The 20,084-nt window shown below is 68.5% G+C and carries 18 protein-coding genes; 9 read left to right on the forward strand and 9 right to left on the reverse strand.

Annotated elements, in window-relative coordinates; genetic code table 11:
- The first annotated feature begins 198 nt into the window (after positions 1–198).
- The 3 genes from kdgD to G3M62_RS11840 all read left to right on the forward strand — a co-directional run bounded on the left by kdgD (position 199) and on the right by G3M62_RS11840 (position 3,779).
- Positions 199–1,116: a 5-dehydro-4-deoxyglucarate dehydratase gene (gene kdgD / locus G3M62_RS11830; RefSeq protein WP_165187234.1), complete on the forward strand. Its 918-nt coding sequence runs from the start codon at positions 199–201 to the stop codon at positions 1,114–1,116.
- Positions 1,117–1,232: 116 nt separating this feature from the next.
- Positions 1,233–2,138: a LysR substrate-binding domain-containing protein gene (locus tag G3M62_RS11835; protein ID WP_165187235.1), complete on the forward strand. Its 906-nt coding sequence runs from the start codon at positions 1,233–1,235 to the stop codon at positions 2,136–2,138.
- A 60-nt stretch (positions 2,139–2,198) separates the two neighbouring features.
- On the forward strand, positions 2,199–3,779 hold the full coding sequence (locus G3M62_RS11840; protein ID WP_165187237.1) for a carboxylesterase/lipase family protein: 1,581 nt from the start codon (positions 2,199–2,201) through the stop codon (positions 3,777–3,779).
- A gap of 640 nt (positions 3,780–4,419) precedes the next feature.
- On the opposite strand, the gene G3M62_RS11845 is transcribed toward G3M62_RS11840, so the two are convergent.
- The 3 genes from G3M62_RS11845 to G3M62_RS11855 all read right to left on the reverse strand — a co-directional run bounded on the left by G3M62_RS11845 (position 4,420) and on the right by G3M62_RS11855 (position 6,115).
- Positions 4,420–4,836, reverse strand: coding sequence for an SRPBCC family protein (locus G3M62_RS11845; protein ID WP_165187239.1), 417 nt, complete (start codon positions 4,834–4,836; stop codon positions 4,420–4,422).
- An 86-nt stretch (positions 4,837–4,922) separates the two neighbouring features.
- Positions 4,923–5,627, reverse strand: coding sequence for an NIPSNAP family protein (locus G3M62_RS11850; RefSeq protein ID WP_205691999.1), 705 nt, complete (start codon positions 5,625–5,627; stop codon positions 4,923–4,925).
- On the reverse strand, positions 5,624–6,115 hold the full coding sequence (locus G3M62_RS11855) for a hypothetical protein (RefSeq protein WP_165187241.1): 492 nt from the start codon (positions 6,113–6,115) through the stop codon (positions 5,624–5,626). The genes G3M62_RS11850 and G3M62_RS11855 overlap by 4 nt, the downstream gene beginning before the upstream one ends.
- A gap of 86 nt (positions 6,116–6,201) precedes the next feature.
- Between G3M62_RS11855 and G3M62_RS11860 the strand changes: the two genes are divergently transcribed.
- Positions 6,202–7,167 carry a helix-turn-helix transcriptional regulator gene (locus G3M62_RS11860; protein WP_165187242.1) on the forward strand — a complete coding sequence of 322 codons (966 nt, stop codon included), beginning with the start codon at positions 6,202–6,204 and terminating at the stop codon, positions 7,165–7,167.
- Positions 7,168–7,303: 136 nt separating this feature from the next.
- Here G3M62_RS11860 and mfd read toward each other — a convergent pair whose 3' ends face one another.
- Positions 7,304–10,768: a transcription-repair coupling factor gene (mfd, locus tag G3M62_RS11865; RefSeq protein WP_165187244.1), complete on the reverse strand. Its 3,465-nt coding sequence runs from the start codon at positions 10,766–10,768 to the stop codon at positions 7,304–7,306.
- Between the two features lie 147 nt (positions 10,769–10,915).
- Positions 10,916–11,209 carry an FAD assembly factor SdhE gene (locus G3M62_RS11870; RefSeq protein ID WP_165187246.1) on the reverse strand — a complete coding sequence of 98 codons (294 nt, stop codon included), beginning with the start codon at positions 11,207–11,209 and terminating at the stop codon, positions 10,916–10,918.
- A gap of 81 nt (positions 11,210–11,290) precedes the next feature.
- Between G3M62_RS11870 and G3M62_RS11875 the strand changes: the two genes are divergently transcribed.
- From G3M62_RS11875 to mazG, 5 genes are all read left to right on the forward strand, one after another.
- Entirely contained in the window at positions 11,291–12,763 is a 1,473-nt protein-coding gene (locus tag G3M62_RS11875; protein ID WP_165187248.1) for a cobyric acid synthase, read from the forward strand.
- 33 nt (positions 12,764–12,796) lie between these two features.
- On the forward strand, positions 12,797–14,002 hold the full coding sequence (gene nhaA, locus G3M62_RS11880; protein ID WP_425483850.1) for a Na+/H+ antiporter NhaA: 1,206 nt from the start codon (positions 12,797–12,799) through the stop codon (positions 14,000–14,002).
- A 15-nt stretch (positions 14,003–14,017) separates the two neighbouring features.
- On the forward strand, positions 14,018–14,503 hold the full coding sequence (locus tag G3M62_RS11885; protein ID WP_165187251.1) for a hypothetical protein: 486 nt from the start codon (positions 14,018–14,020) through the stop codon (positions 14,501–14,503).
- A gap of 95 nt (positions 14,504–14,598) precedes the next feature.
- Positions 14,599–16,011: an MFS transporter gene (locus tag G3M62_RS11890; protein ID WP_165187253.1), complete on the forward strand. Its 1,413-nt coding sequence runs from the start codon at positions 14,599–14,601 to the stop codon at positions 16,009–16,011.
- A gap of 10 nt (positions 16,012–16,021) precedes the next feature.
- Positions 16,022–16,834: a nucleoside triphosphate pyrophosphohydrolase gene (gene mazG, locus G3M62_RS11895; protein WP_165187254.1), complete on the forward strand. Its 813-nt coding sequence runs from the start codon at positions 16,022–16,024 to the stop codon at positions 16,832–16,834.
- On the opposite strand, the gene G3M62_RS11900 is transcribed toward mazG, so the two are convergent.
- From G3M62_RS11900 to G3M62_RS11915, 4 genes are all read right to left on the reverse strand, one after another.
- Positions 16,831–17,379 carry a lysozyme gene (locus G3M62_RS11900; protein WP_165187256.1) on the reverse strand — a complete coding sequence of 183 codons (549 nt, stop codon included), beginning with the start codon at positions 17,377–17,379 and terminating at the stop codon, positions 16,831–16,833. The two genes, mazG and G3M62_RS11900, sit on opposite strands and share 4 nt — an antisense overlap.
- Positions 17,380–17,445: 66 nt before the next feature.
- The gene (gene hflX, locus G3M62_RS11905; RefSeq protein ID WP_165187258.1) at positions 17,446–18,801 is read right to left on the reverse strand and encodes a GTPase HflX; all 1,356 of its coding nucleotides are present in this window, start codon (positions 18,799–18,801) and stop codon (positions 17,446–17,448) included.
- Positions 18,802–18,811: 10 nt separating this feature from the next.
- On the reverse strand, positions 18,812–19,060 hold the full coding sequence (gene hfq / locus G3M62_RS11910; RefSeq protein ID WP_012286640.1) for an RNA chaperone Hfq: 249 nt from the start codon (positions 19,058–19,060) through the stop codon (positions 18,812–18,814).
- 136 nt (positions 19,061–19,196) lie between these two features.
- A complete protein-coding gene (locus G3M62_RS11915; protein ID WP_165187260.1) occupies positions 19,197–20,060 on the reverse strand; it encodes a D-amino-acid transaminase in 864 nt (287 codons plus the stop codon).
- Between the last annotated feature and the right edge of the window lie 24 nt (positions 20,061–20,084).

Consider the following 20,084-nt stretch of genomic DNA (forward strand, 5'->3'; position numbering starts at 1 on the left):
CTGGCGCCAGACACCCTTCCCAGCGCCGCGGATAGATTCCCAGTCGCGCGATCAAGCCAAAACCCGCATCGGTCGATAGCGCCTTTGGCTTAGACCGCCCGAGATCTCGCCCATAGGTTCGTCGGCAAGTGAACGGTCACGCGGCCAGGACGCCGCGACGCCTTGCGGCGACAAGGACCGATGACGAGCGAGGATCCTATGAGCAAGATGACGCCCTCCGAAATGGCCCAGCAGATCGGCGGAGGGTTGCTGTCGTTCCCCGTCACCCATTTCGACGCCCAGCATCAGTTCGACGAAGCCCCCTATCGCGAACACTGCGCCTGGATGCTGCAGCATGAGCTGGCGGGTCTGTTCGCGGCGGGCGGCACCGGCGAATTCTTCTCGCTGACCCCGCCGGAGGTGGCCAAGGTGGTCGCCGCCGCCGTCGACGAGACGGCCGGCAAGATCCCCGTCGTGGCCGGCTGCGGCTACGGCACCGCCATCGCCGTCGACCTAGCCCAGGCCGCCCACACGGCCGGCGCCGACGGCCTGCTGCTGCTGCCGCCCTATCTGATGAACTCCACCCAGGAGGGCCTGGCTGCGCACGTCGAGGCGGTCTGCAAGGCCACGCCGCTGGGCGTCATCGTCTACAATCGCGACAACGCCGTGCTGACCGAGGACACGCTCGAAAAGCTGTGCGACCGCAATCCCAACCTGGTCGGCTTCAAGGACGGCGTCGGCGACATCGAGCTGATGATGCGCGTCTATGCCCGGATGGGCGATCGCCTGACCTATATCGGCGGCCTGCCCACGGCCGAGACCTTCGCCCTGCCCTATCTGGAAATGGGCGTGACGACCTATTCCTCGGCGATCTTCAACTTCATGCCGGAATGGGCGCTGGGCTTCTACAAGTCGGTGCGCGCCCAGGACCGGACCGCCGTCATGGCCGGTCTGCGCGACTTCGTCCTGCCCTATATCGCCCTGCGCAATCGCGGCCGCGGCTATGCGGTGTCGATCGTCAAGGCCGGCATGAAGGCGATCGGCCGCGACGCCGGCCCGGTGCGCACGCCGCTGACCGACCTGACCCCGGCCGAACTGGCCGAACTGGAGGTCCTGATCAAGCGGGCCCAGGCCTAGGCCACACCATGACCCTGCTGGCGACGCGGCGACCGAAATCCCTGCGGGCGGCTACCGTCACGGCCGCCAATCGCCTAGCTTCCCCGCTTCAAGGGATCACGAGCGGGCGCTTTCCGATGTTCGAGTTGAGTCAGCTGCGCTGTTTCGTGGCCACCGCCGAGGAACTGCACTTCGGCCGCGCCGCCCAGCGCCTGAACATGACCCAGCCGCCGCTGAGCCGGCAGGTCCAGCTGCTGGAGCGCATCCTGGGCGTCACCCTGCTGGACCGCACCAGCCGGTCGGTGCGACTGACACCGGCCGGCCGGGCCTTCCTGCTGGAGGCCCGCCGCATCCTGCGCCTGGCCGAGAGCGCCGCCCTGGCCACGCGGCGCATCGCGGTGGGCGACGCCGGCGAGGTGGCGATCGGCTTCACCGCCGCCTCCGGCTACAACTTCCTGCCCAGCCTGGTGATCCTGTCGCGGGCCCGGCTGCCCAATGCCGACCTGACCCTGCGCGAGATGGTCACCCGCGAACAGGTCGAGGCCCTGCTGACGGGCCGCATCGACATCGGCCTGGTGCGCCCACCGATGGAGCGCGCCGAGTTCGCCACCGCCCGGGTGCTGACCGAGCCCCTGGTCGCCGCCCTGCCCACCGGCGATCCGCGCCTGGCCAAGGCGTCCCTGACCCTGGCCGACTTCGACGAGGCCCCGCTGATCATGTATTCGGCCGAGGGCGCGGGCTATTTCAACAACATGCTGACCACGCTGTTCGACGCCAACGGCGTGTCGCCGCACTACGTCCAGCACGTCACCCAGATCCACTCGATGCTGGCCCTGGTCCATGCCGGCCTGGGCGCGGCCCTGGTGCCCGAGGCGGCGATGAGCCTGCATTTCGACGACGTGCAGTTCCGCCCCGTGGCGACCACGCCGGACCGCCCGGTCGAGCTCTACATGGCTTGGCGCAAGGACAATGACAGCCCGATCCTGCAGTCGTTCATCGATCTCTGCATGGCCGAGGCCTCGCCGATCGAAACCACGGACTGACCGCCCTCTCCGTCGGGATTGGGTGCAAGAACACGCTTCAAGATTTGGGGAGACATCGTCATGACCACCGACCGTCGCACCGTGTTGGCCGGCGTCGCCGCCGCCAGCCTGGCGGGCCTGACGCAGGCCAAGGCCGCCGCCGCCAAGACCTCCAAGGCTCCGATCGCCACCACGGTCTACGGCAAGGTGCGCGGCGCCGAGGTCGACGGGATCAAGGTGTTCAAGGGCGTGCGTTACGGCGCCGACACGGCCCCTCGCCGCTTCCAGCCCGCCCTGCCGCCCAAGCCCTGGACGGGCGTCGCCGACGCCCTCGCCTACGGTCCCGCCTCGCCCCAGACCAAGATCCAGGAGGCCACCAGCGAGGACTGCCTGTTCCTCAACGTCTGGACCCCCGCGCTCGACGGCAAGAAGCGCCCGGTGATGGTCTATGTGCACGGCGGGGCCCACGCCAACGGCTCGGGCTCTGACCCGCTCTATGATGGAGTAAGACTGGCCAAGCGCGGCGACGTGGTGGTGGTGACGGTCAATCACCGGCTCAACGTCTTCGGCTACTGCTACCTGGCCGCCCTGGGCGGGCCGGATCTGGCCGACAGCGGCAATGTCGGCAACATGGACCTGGTCATGGCCTTGGCCTGGGTGCGCGACAACATCGCCGCGTTCGGCGGCGATCCGGGCAATGTCATGGCGTTCGGCCAGTCGGGCGGCGGTGGCAAGGTCGTCACCCTGATGGCCATGCCGTCGGCCCGTGGTCTGATGCACAAGGTCGCCACCATGAGCGGCCAGCACGTCACCGCCATGGGCCCGATCCACGCCACGATCCGCGCCAAGGCCTACATGGCCAAGCTGGGCCTGCGTCCCGATCAGGTGGACGTGCTGCGCACCCTGCCCGCCGACCAGTTGGTCGCCGCCCTGAAGATGCCCGACCCGTTGGAGCGCAAGGGCTCGATCATCTTCTGGTCGGTGATGGATCACGGGGTGCTGCCGCGCCACCCGTTCTATCCCGACGCGCCCCGTGAGAGCGCTCATATCCCGATGATCATCGGCAACACTCATGACGAGACCCGGGCCTTCCTCGGCGGCGATCCGAAGAACTTCACGATCACCTGGGAGGAGCTGCCCGAGCGCCTGGCGCCGGAGCTGGTGCTGGATCTGGAGCCCCGCTACATCATCGCCCGCTACCGCGAGCTCTATCCGAACTACACCCCTTCGGAGGTGTTCTTCGCGGCGACGACCGCTGGGCGCTCGTGGCCGGGTCACCTGATCCAGGCCGAGCAGCGGGCCAGGATCGGCGCGCCGGCCTGGATGTACCAGCTGGACTTCGGCTCGCCGATCGACGGCAACAAGCTGCGGGCCTTCCACAGCTTCGACATCGCCCTGGTGTTCGACAACCTGGACAAGTCGGGCTCGAAGACCGGCACGGGCCCCGCGGCTCGCAAGGTGGCCGACCAGATGAGCGAGGCCTTCATCGCCTTCGCCCGCACCGGCGATCCCAACTGCGCGGCCATCCCGGCCTGGGGGAAGTACACCCTGCCCCAGCGGTCGACGCTGGCGATCAACGAGATCTCGGCCATGGTCGACGATCCCCGCAAGGAAGAGCGCGAACTGTTCGCGGTGGCGCCGTTCCTGAAGGAAGGGACTTAGGACAAACCCTCCCCCTGTGGGGGAGGCGATCGCGTAGCGATCGGTGGGGGGAGTTGTGGGATCGAAGATCGTTGATCCGTGCATCTCCCGATCATTCCCCCCACCGTCGGCTTCGCCGACACCTCCCCCACAGGGGGAGGCTTTGGGAACACACGGCTTCGCCGCTTCACACGGCCCGCCGCTGAAGATTTGGGAAGGGTGCGAAGCGCCCGGGCCTCGCCCGGAGTAGCTTTGATGTTTGTACCGTTTCGACGAAGTGCAGGCGCTTCGCGTGGACCGTTTTCCAGAAGCCTTCGGATCGCGGATTTTTAACCCGCTCCGATGGAGGCCCCCGACGGGCGGAGAGTTGGCTATCTCTCCGGACCGTGCGGGCGATTTCAGCCCGCACCTGTTGCGTCCGCCGATCCTTCGTCGCCTGGGCTTCGTCCTGTGTTTCAAGGAACCTGCCCAGAACGTCCGAAGCGTCACTCAAGACCACCGACGAGCGCTTCCCGCTCGACCACCCCTGAAAGCCGTTCGGTCGCCGGCCGGACGCCCTCCCCGTGCTCTCAGGTGGGATCAGGATACGGGCGGTCTGGAGAGGTGAGCACAGATTGGGGGCGAGAAAGTTCAGGGCATTGAAATCGCTGAACTTCACGCTCTATCCGCCGAGGATAGGCGCCCTTTCCCTTTCCAACGTCGCCTTCATCGTCGCGCAGCCCAACGCCATGAAGCCCTCGACCTGGGCGGCGGCCGTGTGCGGCAGGAGGTCGGCGGTCCAGACGATGCGGCTGCCGCGCCCCGCCTCCAGCACCTGCATGGCGCCGTTGTGGTGGGTCAGCAGCGAGCTGCCGACCACCGACCAGACCAGGCGGCGGGTCTCTTCATCCACCGCGACGATCAGCTCGCGGGCGACCAGGCCGTTGGCGAAGGTCACGATCCGCGCGCCCTCCTCCACCTGGCAGTCGGTCAGGGCGCCGGGGCACAGACGCTGGTGAACGTGACCCCAGTCGCGCACCGCGTCCCAGACCTGGTCGGGCCTCAGGGCGACATCGACGGACTTGCTGATCGTGGCCATGGGAAATGTCCTCTCGAGGTTTTCCCGACTCTGGCAAATCCGCGCCGCGCCGGCTGGCGGGATCCGGACCGGGTCATCCCCCTCGCCTATCCGAGCCGCGAACGGGCCGTCGGCGCCAGGCGCAGCCTCTGGATCACCCCGCGCCGGGAGACGATGCCGAAGCCGTCGCCCAGACCCGCCCGCTCGGCGCGGACCAGATGGTTGGCATGGGCCGCCGCGTCGGCGAAGCGGGCGACCCAGACCAGCACCGGCTCGCCTTCGCGGACCGGCAGGCGCGGAAAGGAGTTCTCGGACGCCTCGGTGACCATCCAGCCCAGAACCGACGCGCCGGCGGCCTCCAGCACGGGCCGGACTTCGGCCTCGAACCGTTCGGCGAAGTCGGGCTCCGGCGGACCGTCCAGGGCCTGGATCGTCACGCCGATCAGCGACGCCGAGTTTGGGTTCGCTGAGCGCGGCGGCAGGTCGAAACGCGCGGCCGTGACGGGCGGCTTCAGCAACAGGACGTCGTCATTGTCGGCCAGGGTGGCGTTGGCGGCCTCGCGATGAGCTTGCCAGATCGGGCCGCCATAGAAGCCCTCCAGCGCCGCCTTGCGGGCCGCCATGCTTTCAAAGCCGCGCATCCAGACGAAGTGGCCGGGCGCGTCCAGGTCGCGAAACTGGCCCAGCAGGCTCATGCCGTGGACCTCCTGGCTCTCGACGAACTCCTGCTCGAACAGGTCGATCAGCTCGTCGCGGCGGCCGGGCTTCATCCGGTACTGGCGCAGTTCGATCACGGTCTGAGCCAGGCTCACGCCGCGTCCTCCGCCCGCGTGAAGTCCATCACCCAGTTGGCCTCCCAGGTCGCGCCGCCGTCCAGCGAGAAGCTCTGGGTCCAGCGGGCCGAGATCGGCGTGATATCGGACCAGACATAGCGGGCGCGGACCGGCCGATCGCCGTCGAGGTCGTCGCCCTCGAACAGGCCGACGCCGTCCCGGAAGCGTCCGGTCACCGGCGGCCGCAACCGGCCCTCCAGGCTGCTGATCCACCAGATCGACCACAGGCCGGTCGCCAGGTCGAAGCTGCGCAGGGAGACGCCCGAGAAGCCGTGCTCGGGCATGGCGATCTCCTCGACATTGACCAGCCCGCCCAGGCGCGGCTCGCAGGTCGCGGTCGCGCCGAAAGCATCCCAGTCCTGGGAGCCGACATGGCGTTGCTTCAGCTTGCGATGGGCGATGCGCCAGCGGCCGTGCAGGAAGTCGAAGGCGTGGACGCCGTCTGGCGTTTGGTCGGAGGCGATCATGCTTGACCCTTCATCGAATGCGATGAAGGCGGTATAGGTGTGTCTACCTGACATCTATTGTCAGGATTTTCGGCTAGGGTCGAAAAATGCGCTCAAGCCGCCTGCTCTCGATCCTGATGCTGCTGCAGACCCGGGGCCGGCTCACCGCCGAGGCCCTGGCGGAGGAATTCGAGGTCTCGGTGCGCACCATCTATCGCGACATCGACGCCCTGAGCCTTTCGGGCGCGCCGGTCTATGCCGATCGCGGTCCGGGCGGCGGCTTCGCCCTGCTGGACGGATACCGCACGCGCCTGACGGGCCTGACCGACGCCGAGGCCGAGACCCTGTTCCTGGGCGGGCTGGCGGGTCCCGCGGCCCAGTTGGGCCTGAGCGAGGCCATGGGCGTGGCTCAGCTGAAACTGCTGGCCGCCCTGCCCGCCGAGCGCCAGGCCGCCGCCGAACGGATCTCCAGCCGCTTCCACCTGGACCCGGTCGGCTGGTACCGCGACGCCGAGGAAGCCGCCCGCCTGCCCGCCCTGGCCCAGGCGGTCTGGACCTGTCGGCGGATCGCGGTGCGCTATGACAGCTGGAAAGGCGTGGTCGAGCGGTCGTTGTCCCCGCTGGGCCTGATCCTGAAGGGCGGAACCTGGTACCTGGCGGCGCTGGCGGAAAGCGCCGAGCCGCGTGTCTACCGCGCCTCGAACATCCAGGCCCTGACGGTGAGCGACGAGACGTTCGAGCGCCCGGCCGACTTCGACCTGGAAATCTTCTGGACGGCCTCGACCCAACGCTTCGAAGCCGAGATCTTCACCGGCGAGGCCCGTCTGCGGATCACCCGCGCGGGCCTGAAGCGCCTGTCCTATCTGGGCGCGGCGCAGGCGAAGGTCGCGGCTGACGCCCTGGCGACACTGGACGGCGAGACCTGCGAGGTGGTCGTGCCGATCGAGTCCGTCGACCACGCGGCCCAGGATTTCCTGCGGCTGGGAGTCGAGGCCGAGGTACTGGCGCCGTCGGCGCTGCGCTCGCGCATGACCGAGACGGCGGCCGCACTGGCGGCGCTCTACGGCGCGTAGGTCGAGTTCAAGGCGAAAACCTCGTCCTTCGACAAGCTCAGGATGAGGTTTTTCTACTGCCGCGATCCATCAATGGTCCTCATCCTGAGCTTGTCGAAGGACGAGGACCGCGCGCCGAGAATCGATATCGATCAGCCTAAACCTTCGCCAGCTTGGCCAGCTGAGTCAGGATCTTCTCGGCCGCGTCCAGGCGCTGGGCGGGGGTGTCCCATTCGCCCTTGACCACCACCTTCTGGTCGGGACGCACCTTCCAGACGATGTTGTTCTTGGCCACGAATTGCATCAGGGCCAGCGGGTTGGCGTAGGTATCGTTGCGGAAGCTGGCGACCGCGCCCTTGGGCCCGACATCGATCTTGGCGACATTGGCCTCGCGGCACAGACCCTTGATGGCGACCACCTTCAGCAGGCTGTCGGTTTCGGGCGGCAGCGGGCCGAAGCGGTCGATCAGCTCGGCGGCCAGGGCTTCGCGGTCGGCGGCCTTCTCGGCTTCCGACAGGCGGCGATAGAGCGACAGGCGCACATTGAGGTCGGGCACGTAGTCGTCTGGGATCATCACGGCCGCGCCGGTGTTGATCTGCGGCGACCAGCCCCGGTCCTCGATCAGGGCCTCGGCGCCCTGGCGCTCGCGCAGCTCGGCGACGGCGTCCTCCAGCATCTGCTGATAGAGCTCGACGCCGATCTCCTTGATGTGGCCGCTCTGCTCGTCGCCCAGCAGGTTGCCGCCGCCGCGCTGATCCAGATCGTGCGACGCCAGCTGGAAGCCGGCGCCCAGGCTGTCGAGCGACTGCAGCACCTTCAGGCGCTTCTCGGCCGACAGGGTGATGGTCTTCTCGCTGGGCGTGGTCAGGTAGGCGTAAGCCCGGGCCTTGGACCGCCCCACCCGGCCCCGGATCTGGTAGAGCTGAGCCAGGCCGAACATGTCGGCGCGGTGGACGATCAGGGTGTTGGCCGAGGGGATATCCAGGCCGCTCTCGACGATCGTGGTGGCCAGCAGCACGTCGTACTGACCCTCGTAGAAGGCCGTCATCACGTCTTCCAGCTGGGTCGGGGCCATCTGGCCGTGGCCGACCACGTACTTCACCTCGGGCACCTGGGTGCGGAGGAACTTCTCGATGTCCTCCAGGTCCTTGATGCGCGGCACCACGTAATAGGCCTGGCCGCCGCGATACTTCTCGCGCAGCAGCGCCTCGCGCAGGGTGACCGGGTCGAACGGGCTGATGTAGGTGCGCACCGCCAGGCGATCGACCGGCGGGGTGGCGATGATCGACATCTCCCGGATGCCGCTGAGCGCCATCTGCAGGGTGCGCGGGATCGGCGTGGCGGTCAGGGTCAGCATGTGCACGTCGGCGCGAAGCTCCTTGAGCTTCTCCTTGTGCTTGACCCCGAAGTGCTGCTCCTCGTCGACGATCACCAGGCCCAGGTCCTTGAACGACACCTGCTTGGAGAGCACCGCGTGGGTGCCGACCACGATCTCCAGCTGGCCATTGGCCAGGCCCTCGCGGGTGTCGGCGGCTTCCTTGCCGGTGACCAGGCGCGACAGGCGGGTCACCTTGACCGGCCAGCCCTGGAAGCGGTCCTTGAAGGTCTTGTAGTGCTGGCGGGCCAGCAGCGTCGTCGGGCAGACGATGGCCACCTGCTTGCCGCTCATCGCCACCACGAAAGCCGCCCGAAGGGCCACTTCTGTCTTGCCGAAACCGACGTCGCCGCAGATCAGGCGATCCATCGGCTTGCCCGAGCCCAGGTCTTCCAGGACGTCGGCGATGGCCGACAGCTGGTCGTCGGTCTCCTCGTAGGGGAAGCGGGCGCAGAACTCGTCGAACACGCCGTGCGGCGGGTCGGTCTCTTCCACCGACTTCAGCTGGCGGGCGGCGGCGATCTGGATCAGGCCCTCGGCCATGACCCGCAGGCGCTCCTTGGCCTTGGCCTTGCGCCCCTGCCAGGCCGCGCCGCCCAGCTTGTCCAGCTGGACGTTCTCGCCGTCGGTCCCGTAGCGGGTCAGCAGGTCGATGTTCTCGACCGGCAGGTACAGCTTGGCCTCGCCGCCGTAGAGCAGGTCCAGGCAGTCGTGCGGCGCGCCCTGGACGTCCAGGGTCTTGAGGCCCTCGTAGCGGCCGATGCCGTGGTCGATGTGCACGACCAGGTCGCCCGGAGTCAGGGCGCTGGCCTCGGCCAGGAAGTTGGCGGCGCGGCGCTTCTTGCGCGGCCGGGCCAGGCGGTCGCCCAGGATGTCGGTCTCGGAGATGACCGCCAGATTTTCGGTCTCGAAGCCGTTGTCCAGCGGCAGGACCACGCGCTGCGGGATCTTGGGATCGTTGGCCTTGGCCGCCTGCCAGTAGGCGGCGTAGGGGATCTTCTTCAGGCCGTGGTCGGCCAGCATGGTCCCCAGGCGCTCGGACGAGCCCTCGGACCACGAGGCGAACAGCACGCGCTTGCCCTGCCCGGCCAGCGCCGTGGCGTGGTCGGCGGTGGCCTGGAACAGGTTGACGCTGTCCTGGGCGCGCTCGGCGGCGAAGGTGCGGCCCAGTTTCGCGCCCATGTCGACGACATCCAGCCCTTGGGGCTGAAAGGGCGTGAACTTGCGGTTCGGGCGATCCTCGACGGCCTGGTCCCATTCCTTGGCGGTCAGGTAGAGGGCTTCGGGCGCCAGCGGGCGATAGGCGGACTTGCGGTCGGCCGAGGCGCGGGCGTCATAGGCGTCGGCGATCATCGCCAGGCGTTCGTCGCGGCTCTCGGTGACTTGGTGGTCGACGCCGATCAGGGCGCCGTCCGGCAGATAGTCGAACAGGGTCGCCATGCGCTCGTAGAACAGCGGCAGCCAGTGCTCGAGGCCGGCGCGGCGGCCGCCCTCGCTGACCGTGGCGTACAGCGGATCGTCGCCCGGCGCGCCGAACGCGCGGATATAGCCATTGCGGAACCGGGCGATGCCCTCCTTGTCGAGCAGGGCCTCGCTGACCGGCAGCAGTTGGATTTCGCGCAACTGCTTGGTCGAGCGCTGGGTTTCCGGATCGAAGGCGCGGATGCTTTCCAGCGTGTCGCCGAACAGGTCCAGGCGCACCGGCTCCTCGGCGGCCGGCGGATAGACGTCGATGACGCCGCCGCGGATCGCGAACTCGCCGCGCTCGGAGACGGTCGAGGCGCGCACATAGCCGTTGATCGCGAAGTAGCGCTCCAGGTCGGCCACATCGACGACATTGCCGACCTTGGCGCCATAGCTGGCGCGCAGGAGCACCGATTTCTCCGGCACCCGCTGCAGCAGGGCCGGCGCGGCGGTGACCAGGATGGCCGGCTTGGTCTTGCCCAGGCCCTCGGCCAGGCGGTGCAGGGTGGCCATGCGCGTGGCGGCGACCCCGGCCGACGGGCCGATGCGGTCGTACGGCAGGCAGTCCCACGAGGGAAACAGCACGGCCTCGATCTCGGGCGCGAAGAACTTCAGGGCGTCGATGAAGGCGCTGGCCCGGGCGGTGTCGCGGGCCACGAAGGCGGTCAGCCCGCCGCGCGCCCGGGCGATATCGGCCATGACCAGGGCGTCGAAGCCCTCCGGCGCGCCGGCCAGGGTCAGGCCCCCCGAGGCCTTGGCGATCTGTTTGGCGTCGTAGGCCATGCTTAGCTCTTCAACTCGTCTGGCCAGAGGCGCCGGAAAACACCGTCTCCCCGGCGAAGGCCGGGGTCCAGGTGACACCCACTAACTGCTCAGGCTGGATCTGGGTCCCGGCCTTCGCCGGGGAAAACGGAGGTGGATGGATCGGAACTAGGCCCCGTCCCCGATCGCCCGCACCGCATGAGCTTCATAGCGGAAGGTCTTGATCAGGTTGAGGACATCGGTGTCGAACTTGGCCGGCGTCGGCTCTTGGCCAACGATCCAGGCGTAGATCTCGCGATCCGACTCCTCCATCAGGGTTTCGAACGTGTCGAGCTGCTCGGGCGTCAGGTTCGGCCCATGGGTGTCCGCGAACGGCCCCAGAATGAGGTCCGCTTCCCGAAATCCGCGATGCCAGGCCCGGAACTTCAGCCGCCGGAGGCGGGAGTCGTGATCGATCGTCATGTGACCGGGGATATAGAGGGCCCAAAGGCCTTGCGCCAGCGGCGGATTGACCCTGATCGAACGGCGCTATAGGCGCGGGGCATGGCTTCCTTGATGATCCAGGGCTGCGGTTCGGACGTGGGCAAGTCGACCCTGGTCGCGGGCCTGTGCCGGCTGTTCGCCAATCGCGGCCTGATCGTGCGGCCGTTCAAGCCGCAGAACATGTCCAACAACGCCGCGGTCACCGCCGACGGGGGCGAGATCGGGCGGGCCCAGGCGCTGCAGGCGCTGGCCTGCCGCACGCCGGCGACGGTCCACATGAACCCCGTGTTGCTGAAGCCGCAGAGCGACGTAGGCTCCCAGGTGATCGTGCGCGGCAAGGTGGTCGGCAACTACAAGGCCCGCGCCTTCCAGGGGCTGAAACCGGACCTCTTGGCCACCACGGTCGAGAGCTACCGGATGCTGGCGGCCGAGGCGGACCTGGTGCTGGTCGAAGGGGCCGGCAGCCCCGCCGAGACCAATCTGCGCAAGGGCGACATCGCCAACATGGGCTTCGCCCACGCCGCCGACGTGCCCGTCGCCCTGGTGGGCGACATCGACCGGGGGCATGTGATCGCGGCTCTGGCCGGAGCGCATCTGGTGCTGGACGCGGCCGATCGCGACCGTATCAAAGGCTTCATCATCAACAAGTTCCGCGGCGATCCTTCGCTGTTCGACGAAGGTCGGCGCGAGATCGTCGCCCGCACCGGCTGGCCGGACCTGGGCATGGCGCCCTGGCTAGCCCCGGCCCGCGCCCTGCCCGCCGAGGACGCCGTGGTGCTGGAGCGCCCGGTCCGCGCCGATGGCGACAAGCGGGTGCGGATCGTGGTTCCGATGCTGTCGCGGATCGCCAATTTCGACGAGTTCGACCCGTTGCGGGCCGATCCGGACATCGACTTCGCCTTCCTGCCGCCCGGCACGCCCGTACCGGGCGACGCCGACCTGGTGATCCTGCCCGGCACCAAGGCCACCCTGGCGGATCTGGTCTTCCTGCGCGCGCAGGGGTGGGACATCGACATCCTGGCCCATGTCCGGCGCGGCGGGCGGGTGCTGGGCGTGTGCGGCGGTTATCAGATGCTGGGGCGGACGGTCAGCGATCCCGAGGGGATCGAGGGCGCGCCGGGCTCCGCGCCGGGCCTGGGCCTGCTGGACGTCGAGACCGTGCTGCTGGGCGACAAGGTATTGCGGGCGACCTCGGGGCGTCTGCTGGACGGCGACGCGGCGTTCTCGGGCTACGAAATGCACATCGGCCGCACGACCGGCGCCGGCACGGCGACCCCGATGCTGGCGTTCGACGGCGGCGCGCCCAATGGCGGGGTCGACGGCGCGGTCTCGGCCGACGGCCGGGTGGCGGGCGCCTATGTCCACGGCCTGTTCGAGCGTGGCGAGGCCCGCGCCGCCCTGCTCGCCCCTCTGGGCCTTGCCGTCACGCCGCGCGACCACGCGGCCAAGGTCGACGCGGCGCTGGACGAGATCGCCGTCATGTTGGAGCGATCGCTGGACATCGAGGCGATCGGGCGGATCGCGGGGCTCTGAATCCTTCGCTTCGCGCGCGATGACAACTAGGGTGTGTGCATGACCACCCGCCCATTCTCCGCCCTGCGCGCCTTCCTCAAGAGCGAGTCCGCTGGCGGGCTGCTGCTGATGGGCTCGGCCGCCCTGGCGTTGGTCGTCGCCAATTCGCCGCTAGCCGAGGGCTATTTCCACGTCCTGCACGTGTACGTCGCCGGCCTCAGCGTGGCGCACTGGGTCAATGACGGGCTGATGGCGGTGTTCTTCCTGCTGGTCGGGCTGGAGATCAAGCGCGAGACCGTCGACGGCGAGCTCTCCAGCTGGTCGCGGCGCGTGTTGCCGGGCGTCGCGGCCCTGGGCGGGATGGTCGTCCCGGCCCTGATCTATGTGGCGGCCAATCTGCAGACGCCGGCCAATCTGCGCGGCTGGGCCATTCCGGCCGCCACCGACATCGCCTTCGCCCTGGGCGTGTTGTCGCTGATGGGATCGCGCGCGCCGGCCTCGCTGAAAGTATTCCTGGCCGCCCTGGCCATCATCGACGACCTGGGCGCGATCCTGATCATCGCCATTTTCTACACCGACCACCTGACGCTATGGGCGCTGGGCGGCGCGGCCGTGACGCTTGCCGTGCTGGTGACGATGAACCGCCTGAAGATGATGAAGCTGTGGCCCTATCTCCTTGTCGGCGCTGGACTTTGGGTCTTCTTTCTCAAGTCCGGAATTCACGCCACCCTGGCCGGAGTGATTCTGGCCATGACCATTCCGATCACCCAAAGCTCAAAGAAGGGGTCGCCAGCCCGGCCGGACGACGAACATTCGCCGCTGCACCGGCTGGAGCACGGGCTGAACCCCTGGGTCGCCTATCTGGTCGTGCCGGTCTTCGGCTTCGCCAACGCCGGGGTCGCCCTGGGCCAGGTCGGCCTGGCGGAGCTGACCGCGCCCGCCACCCTGGGCGCGTCGCTGGGCCTGTTCCTGGGCAAGCCGCTGGGCGTGGGCCTGTTCTGCCTGGCGGCCATCAAGCTGGGTTGGGCGAAGCGACCCAACGGCGCGTCCTGGGGCCAGCTGTTCGGCGTCTGCGCCCTCTGCGGCATCGGCTTCACCATGAGCCTGTTCATCAACAACCTGGCCTTCGACGCTCCCGTCCTGCAGGACGAGACCAAGATCGGGGTGCTGGTCGGCTCGCTGATGTCGGCGCTGCTGGGCTGGCTGGCCTTCAGCCTGGCGTCGCGGCCGCGCAAGGTCCACATCTCGCAAGACGTCTGAGTTCAGGAGCCCGTCATGCGTATCGCCCTCGTCTCCGCCCTGCTGCTGTTGGGCGCCGTCTCACCCGCCCTCGCCGCGCCCGCCGTCTCGGAGGTCAAGGTTTCGATCGGCGCCAAGCTGGCCGAGAAGACCGACGTGCTGGATCAGCGCGAGTTCGACATCCTGACCAGCGAACTCCAGCACGCGGTCGAGCGCCGTCTGCCGCCCAGGCCGGGCGGCGGCGTGCTGAACCTGGTGATCGAAGACGCCAAGCCTAATCGCCCCACGCCGCGCCAGCTGGCCAAGACGCCGGGCCTGTCGATCCAGAGCTTCGGCGTGGGCGGGGCGCGGATCAGCGGCGACTATCTCGACCCGGCCGGCCAGCGCACGCCGATCGCCTACAGCTGGTGGGAAACCGACATCCGCTGGGCGCCCTACGGCTCGACCTGGCACGACGCCGAAACCGCCTTCGACCGCTTGGCCGATCGTCTGGTCCGGGATCAATTCACCGAAAAGCGCTGAAACACCTGTTTGCGAGAGCCCTTGCCAGTCGCCTCGACACGGCGTCTGATCGCTGTTCATAAACACGGGGCCAACCCGTTTTCGGCGAGGAACGCATGACCGGACGGCGCTCATCCTGGACCCTGGCGGCCTTCGCCGCGCCCGCCTTGCCCCTGGCCGCCCTGGGCCTGCCCCTGGTGGTCTATCTCCCCGAATACTATGTCAGCGAGCTGGGTCTTTCGCTGTCGGTGGTCGGCTCGGCCTTCCTGCTGGTGCGGGTGGCCGACATCATCCTGGACCCGATCCTGGGCGGCATGATGGATCGCACGCGGACCGCCATCGGCCGCTTCAGGCCCTGGCTGGCGGCCAGCGCGCCCATCCTGATGCTGGCGTCTTATTTCCTGTTCATGGCCAAGCCCGGGGTGAGCCCGTTCTATCTCTGGGCCTGGCTGGTGGTCTGCTACGTCGGCTATTCGATGGCGGTGCTGTCGCACACGGCCTGGGGCGCGGTGCTGTCGCCCGACTACCAGCAGCGCTCGCGCGTCTACGGCTGGTGGAGCGCCGGCAATGTGGTGGGCATGATCCTGGTCCTGCTGCTGCCGCCGATCCTGGCGGTCATCTACAAGGGCGATCACGCCGCCGGCGTACAGGCCATGGGCTGGTTCATCATCGCCCTGCTGCCCCTGACCTTCCTGCTGGCCATCAAGGTGGTGGGCGAAACCAACGTGCCGCCGGTCAGGCAGGAAGCCGGCCTGCGGCAGTATGTGGGCCTGCTCAAGCGCCGATCGGTGCGGATCCTGCTGCTGGCCGACCTGCTGATGGGCCTGGCGCCGGGCATCACCGGGGCCCTGTTCTTCTTCTTCTTCGAGCGCATCAAGGGGTTCGACAAGGCCCAGGCCGGCATCCTGCTGCTGATCTATTTCGTCGCCGCGCTGGGCGGATCGCCGCTGTGGCCGGCCCTGGCCAAGAAGATCGGCAAGCACCGGGCCCTGGCGCTGGCCGCCGTGGTCTACGCCTTCGTTCAGGTGGTGACGGTGTTCACCCCCAGGAACGGCGACGGGGATCCGCTCAGCCCGCCGATGCTGCTGGGCATGCTGATCCTGGTGCTGGCCGGCCTGCCCTATTCCGCCGCGCCGCTGCTGGTGCGCTCGATGATGGCCGACCTGGGCGACGAGGAGCGGCTGGCCAGCGGCGTCGACCGCACCGGCCTGCTCTACGCCATCGTCAACGGCACGGTGAAGCTGGGCTACGCCCTGGCCGTGGGCGTGTTCCTGCTGCTGGCCCAGTTGGGTTTCGACCCCAAGGTTCCCAGCGCCCAGGGCGATACGGCGCTGATCGTTCTCTACGCCGTGACGCCGGCGGCGCTGGGCCTGCTGGTGTGCGCGATCATCCTGCGCTATCCGCTGGACGCGACCGCCCACGCCGAGATCCGCCGTCAGCTCGACGCGCGGGACGCGGCCGAGCCCCTCCCCAGTCCGAGCCCGGAACCGCATGTCGCCCCCCTCGTCGCACCCCCAAGAAACGCCTAAGGGCCCGTCGTTGACTGATCCGCGCGAGAAGGATCAGCACCCGCTCTTCACCCTGATCGACATCATGGCCAAGCTGCGCGATCCCGACGGCGGTTGTCCGTGGGACCTGGAGCAGACCTTCGCCACCGTCGCGCCCTATACGGTCGAGGAGGCCTACGAGGTCGCCGACGCCATCGAGCGCCACGACCTGTCCGACCTGAAGGAGGAGCTGGGCGACCTGCTGCTGCAGGTGGTGTTCCATTCGCGCATGGCCGAGGAGCAAGGCGCGTTCGACCTGGCGGGCGTGGCCCGGGCGATCAACGACAAGATGGTGCGCCGCCACCCGCATGTGTTCGGCGACCACGCCTATGACGATCTCGACGCCCAGGTCGCCGGCTGGGAGGCGCTGAAGGCCCAGGAACGCAAGGCCAAGGCCAAGGGCGGGGTGTTGGACGACGTGCCGGCCGGTCTTCCGGCCATGACCCGCGCCGTCAAGCTGACCAAGCGCGCCGCCCGGGTCGGCTTCGACTGGCCCTCGACCGACGAGGTGCTGGACAAGCTGGCCGAGGAAGTCGCCGAGCTGAAGGTCGAGATCGCCGCCAGCGACAAGGCCAAGGCCCGCGAGGAGCTGGGCGACCTGTTGTTCGTGGTCGCCAACCTGGCCCGCAAGCTGGACATCGAGCCCGAGGACGCCCTGCGCGCCACCAACGCCAAGTTCGCGCGGCGTTTCTCGTTCATCGAGGCCGAACTGGCCAAGGACGGGCGGACGCCGGACCAGTCGGACCTGGCCGAGATGGACGGCCTGTGGGACGCGGCCAAAGCGGCGGAGAAGGCCGGCGGCTAGAACGCCGGCCAGTCGTTGAGATCGTCGATCTCGCGCCAGGCCCTGACACACGCGTTGATGGGGTCCTTGCCGACGAAGATCGCCGCCTCGGCCCAGCGACGGCGCAGCAGGCCGACCAGCGGCTTGCCGTTCTGGTTGATCCACTTGCGCATCTCGGCCGGCACGGCGGTCTTCTCGCCGGCGTTCAGCTTGCGCAACAGGGTCGAGGTGCGCAGCGCCCCGTCGCCCAGATTGTAGGTCCAGGAGATCAGGGCGGCGGCCTCGTAGACCAGCAGCGGCGTGCGCACGCGGGTGTGCACGTCCACCGCCGCACGCTTCATGTCGCGCAGCAGCAGCTTGACGGCCTGGACCTCGGTGACGGCCGGGGTCGACGGCGTCACGGCCTTTCCCGCCGCGTCGCGGATCGTGCCGTAGCCGATGGTCCAGGTGCCGCCCGGCAGCGCGCCGTTGTCGTCATAGGGATGGGCGAAGAAGCCCTCCACCCGCTTGACGACCACCGTGGCGGCGGCCGGCACCGTCACGCCGTCCCAAAGATCGTTGGCCATGCTCGCGCTCCGAATGCGGGAGGTGACCTTTCACCCGGAGCGCGAACACGGCAAGTGCAAGAACGATCAGTCGCCGGTCGGCATGATCCAGACGTCGGGGAACTGGCGCTCGAAGCGACCCAGGGCCTGGGCGTCGAGGCGGGCGATCAGGCGCACCCCGCCCTCGTTTTCTTCTTCGCGGCTTTCCACCCGGCCGTTGCGGTAGATCCAGGCCAGGGCCTCGCCGTCGGAGGCCGCAAGGCGCACGGCGACCGGCGGGGTGTCGTCGATCAGGCCGGCGACCCGCTTGAGCAGCTCGGCGCAGCCCTCGCCGGTGACCGCCGAGACGGGAGACGCTTCCAGGCGGCGGGCCTGGCCCTCGAGGATCTCGCGGGCCTCGCCGTCCACCAGGTCGATCTTGTTCCAGACCTCGATCAGGGTCTTGCCGCCGTCGGCCTCGCCGTCGTCGCCCAGAACCTTCAGCTCGGTCAGCACCTTCTGGACGTCGCGGGCCTGGGCGTCGGTGTCGGGGTTGGCCACGTCGCGCACGTGCAGCACGACGTCGGCCTCCTGCACCTCCTCCAGGGTGGCGCGGAAGGCCTCGACCAGCTCGTGCGGCAGGTCGGAAATGAAGCCGACGGTGTCGGACAGGATCGCCGGCCGGCCGTCGGGCAGCTTCACGGTGCGCAGGGTCGGGTCCAGCGTCGCGAACAGCATGTCCTGGGCCACGACCGTGGCGTTGGTCAGGCGGTTGAACAGGGTCGACTTGCCGGCGTTGGTGTAGCCCACCAGGGCCACGGTCGGGTACGGCACCTTCTTGCGGGCGCTGCGGTGCAGGGTGCGGGTGCGCCGCACCTCCTCCAGCTCGCGTTTGAGCTTGATGATCACGCCGGCGATCAGGCGGCGGTCCAGCTCGATCTGGGTTTCGCCGGGGCCACCGGTGTTGCCGGTGCCGCCGCGCTGGCGCTCGAGGTGGGTCCAGGTGCGGACCAGGCGCGAGCGCTCGTAGTCCAGCCGCGCCAGCTCGACCTGCAGCTTGCCCTCGCGGGTGCGGGCACGGCGGGCGAAGATTTCCAGGATCAGGCCCGTGCGGTCCACGACCTTGACGTTCAGGGCGCGCTCCAGATTGCGTTGCTGGACCGGGGTCAGCTGGTCGTCGAACACCGCGACGTCGATCTTCTCGACCTCGCAGATGGCGGCGAATTCCTGGATCTTGCCGCTGCCGAACAGGGTGGCGGGGGTGACCAGGCGCAGGGGCGCGATCGTGGTCTCGACGACCTCGAGGTCGAGCGCGATCGCCAGCCCGACGGCCTCTTCGAGGCGCGCATTGGGATCACGCGCCTCGAGAGCCGACTGGCCGCGCGTCGGACGCACGGGATGGATCACGAACGCCCGCAGAACCGGGACGGCGTGGTCGATGGACTTGGAAGTGGATTTGGTCAAACGCTAGAAATCAATCGTCTTGATCAGCGCTCGGCTCGTACAGCTGCACGGGCTGGGCCGGCATGATCGTCGAAATGGCGTGCTTGTAGACCAGTTGGGACTGGCCATCGCGGCGGAGCAGAACGCAGAAATTGTCGAACCAGCTGACAACGCCCTGCAGCTTCACGCCGTTCACCAGGAAGATGGTCAGCGGCGTCTTCGACTTGCGCACGCTGTTCAGGAAAGTGTCCTGAAGGTTTTGTTTTTTCTCGGTCGACATGGGGATTCCCCTCTTATTGTTTCGGAGGGCCACACGCCCCCCACACAAACAAGTTCAGACTAAAGCATTTTTCGCCGGTTGGTATGACCAATCGGCGAAGATTGTGCGCTAACGCCCGGAAACCTAGATTTCAAATCTAGATCGCGACCGCCTTGGCGCGCTCGATATAGAGACGCCGAAGCCGTGTCGCCACCGGTCCGGGCTTTCCATCGCCGATTTGCGCGCCGTCGACGCTGACGATCGGCAGCACCAGCGTGCCGGCGCCGGTGATGAAGGCCTCGCGGGCGGCCTTGGCCTCCTCCACCGTGAACGGCTGCTCGGCGACCGGAAAGCCGGCTTCAGCGATGACGTCGAGCAGGCTGGAACGCGTTATGCCGCGCAGGATGTTGGCCTGGGTGTCGCGGGTGCGCAGGCGGCCCTCGGCGTCGACGATCCAGGCGTTGGACGAGGCGCCTTCGGTGACCAGGCCCAGCTCGTCGACGAACCAGGCCTCGACCGCGCCGCGCTCGCGCGCCGCCTGCTTGGCCAGGGCGTTGGGCAACAGGCCGATCGACTTGATGTCGCAGCGGCCCCAGCGGTTCTCCGGCACGGTGACGACCGACTGGCCCTTGGCGGCCTTGGCCTCGGCGGCCGCGCGATCGACGCTCTTGGCGGTGATCACCACGGCCGGCGGCACGGCGGGATTGGGGAAGGCGTGGTCGCGGGGCGCGACGCCGCGCGTCACCTGCAGATAGACCATGCCCTCCCGCACTTTATTGCGGCGGATGGCCTCGCGCAGCACCACGGTCAGGGCGGCCTGGCTCATCGGGTGAGCGATCTTCAGCTCGTCCAGGCTGCGCCACAGCCGCGCGAAGTGCCCGGCCGCGTCGGCCAGCTTGCCGCCGAACACCGCCCACACCTCGTAGACGCCATCGGCCAGCTGGTAGCCGCGGTCCTCGATATGCACGGCGGCCTCGCCATGGCGGACAAAGCGGCCGTTCACATAGGCGAAACGCGACATGTCTCAGTTCCTCGCTTGCGCCGC

Origin of the sequence: Caulobacter soli, from assembly GCF_011045195.1 — a bacterium.
In the GTDB taxonomy this organism is placed as follows: domain Bacteria; phylum Pseudomonadota; class Alphaproteobacteria; order Caulobacterales; family Caulobacteraceae; genus Caulobacter; species Caulobacter soli.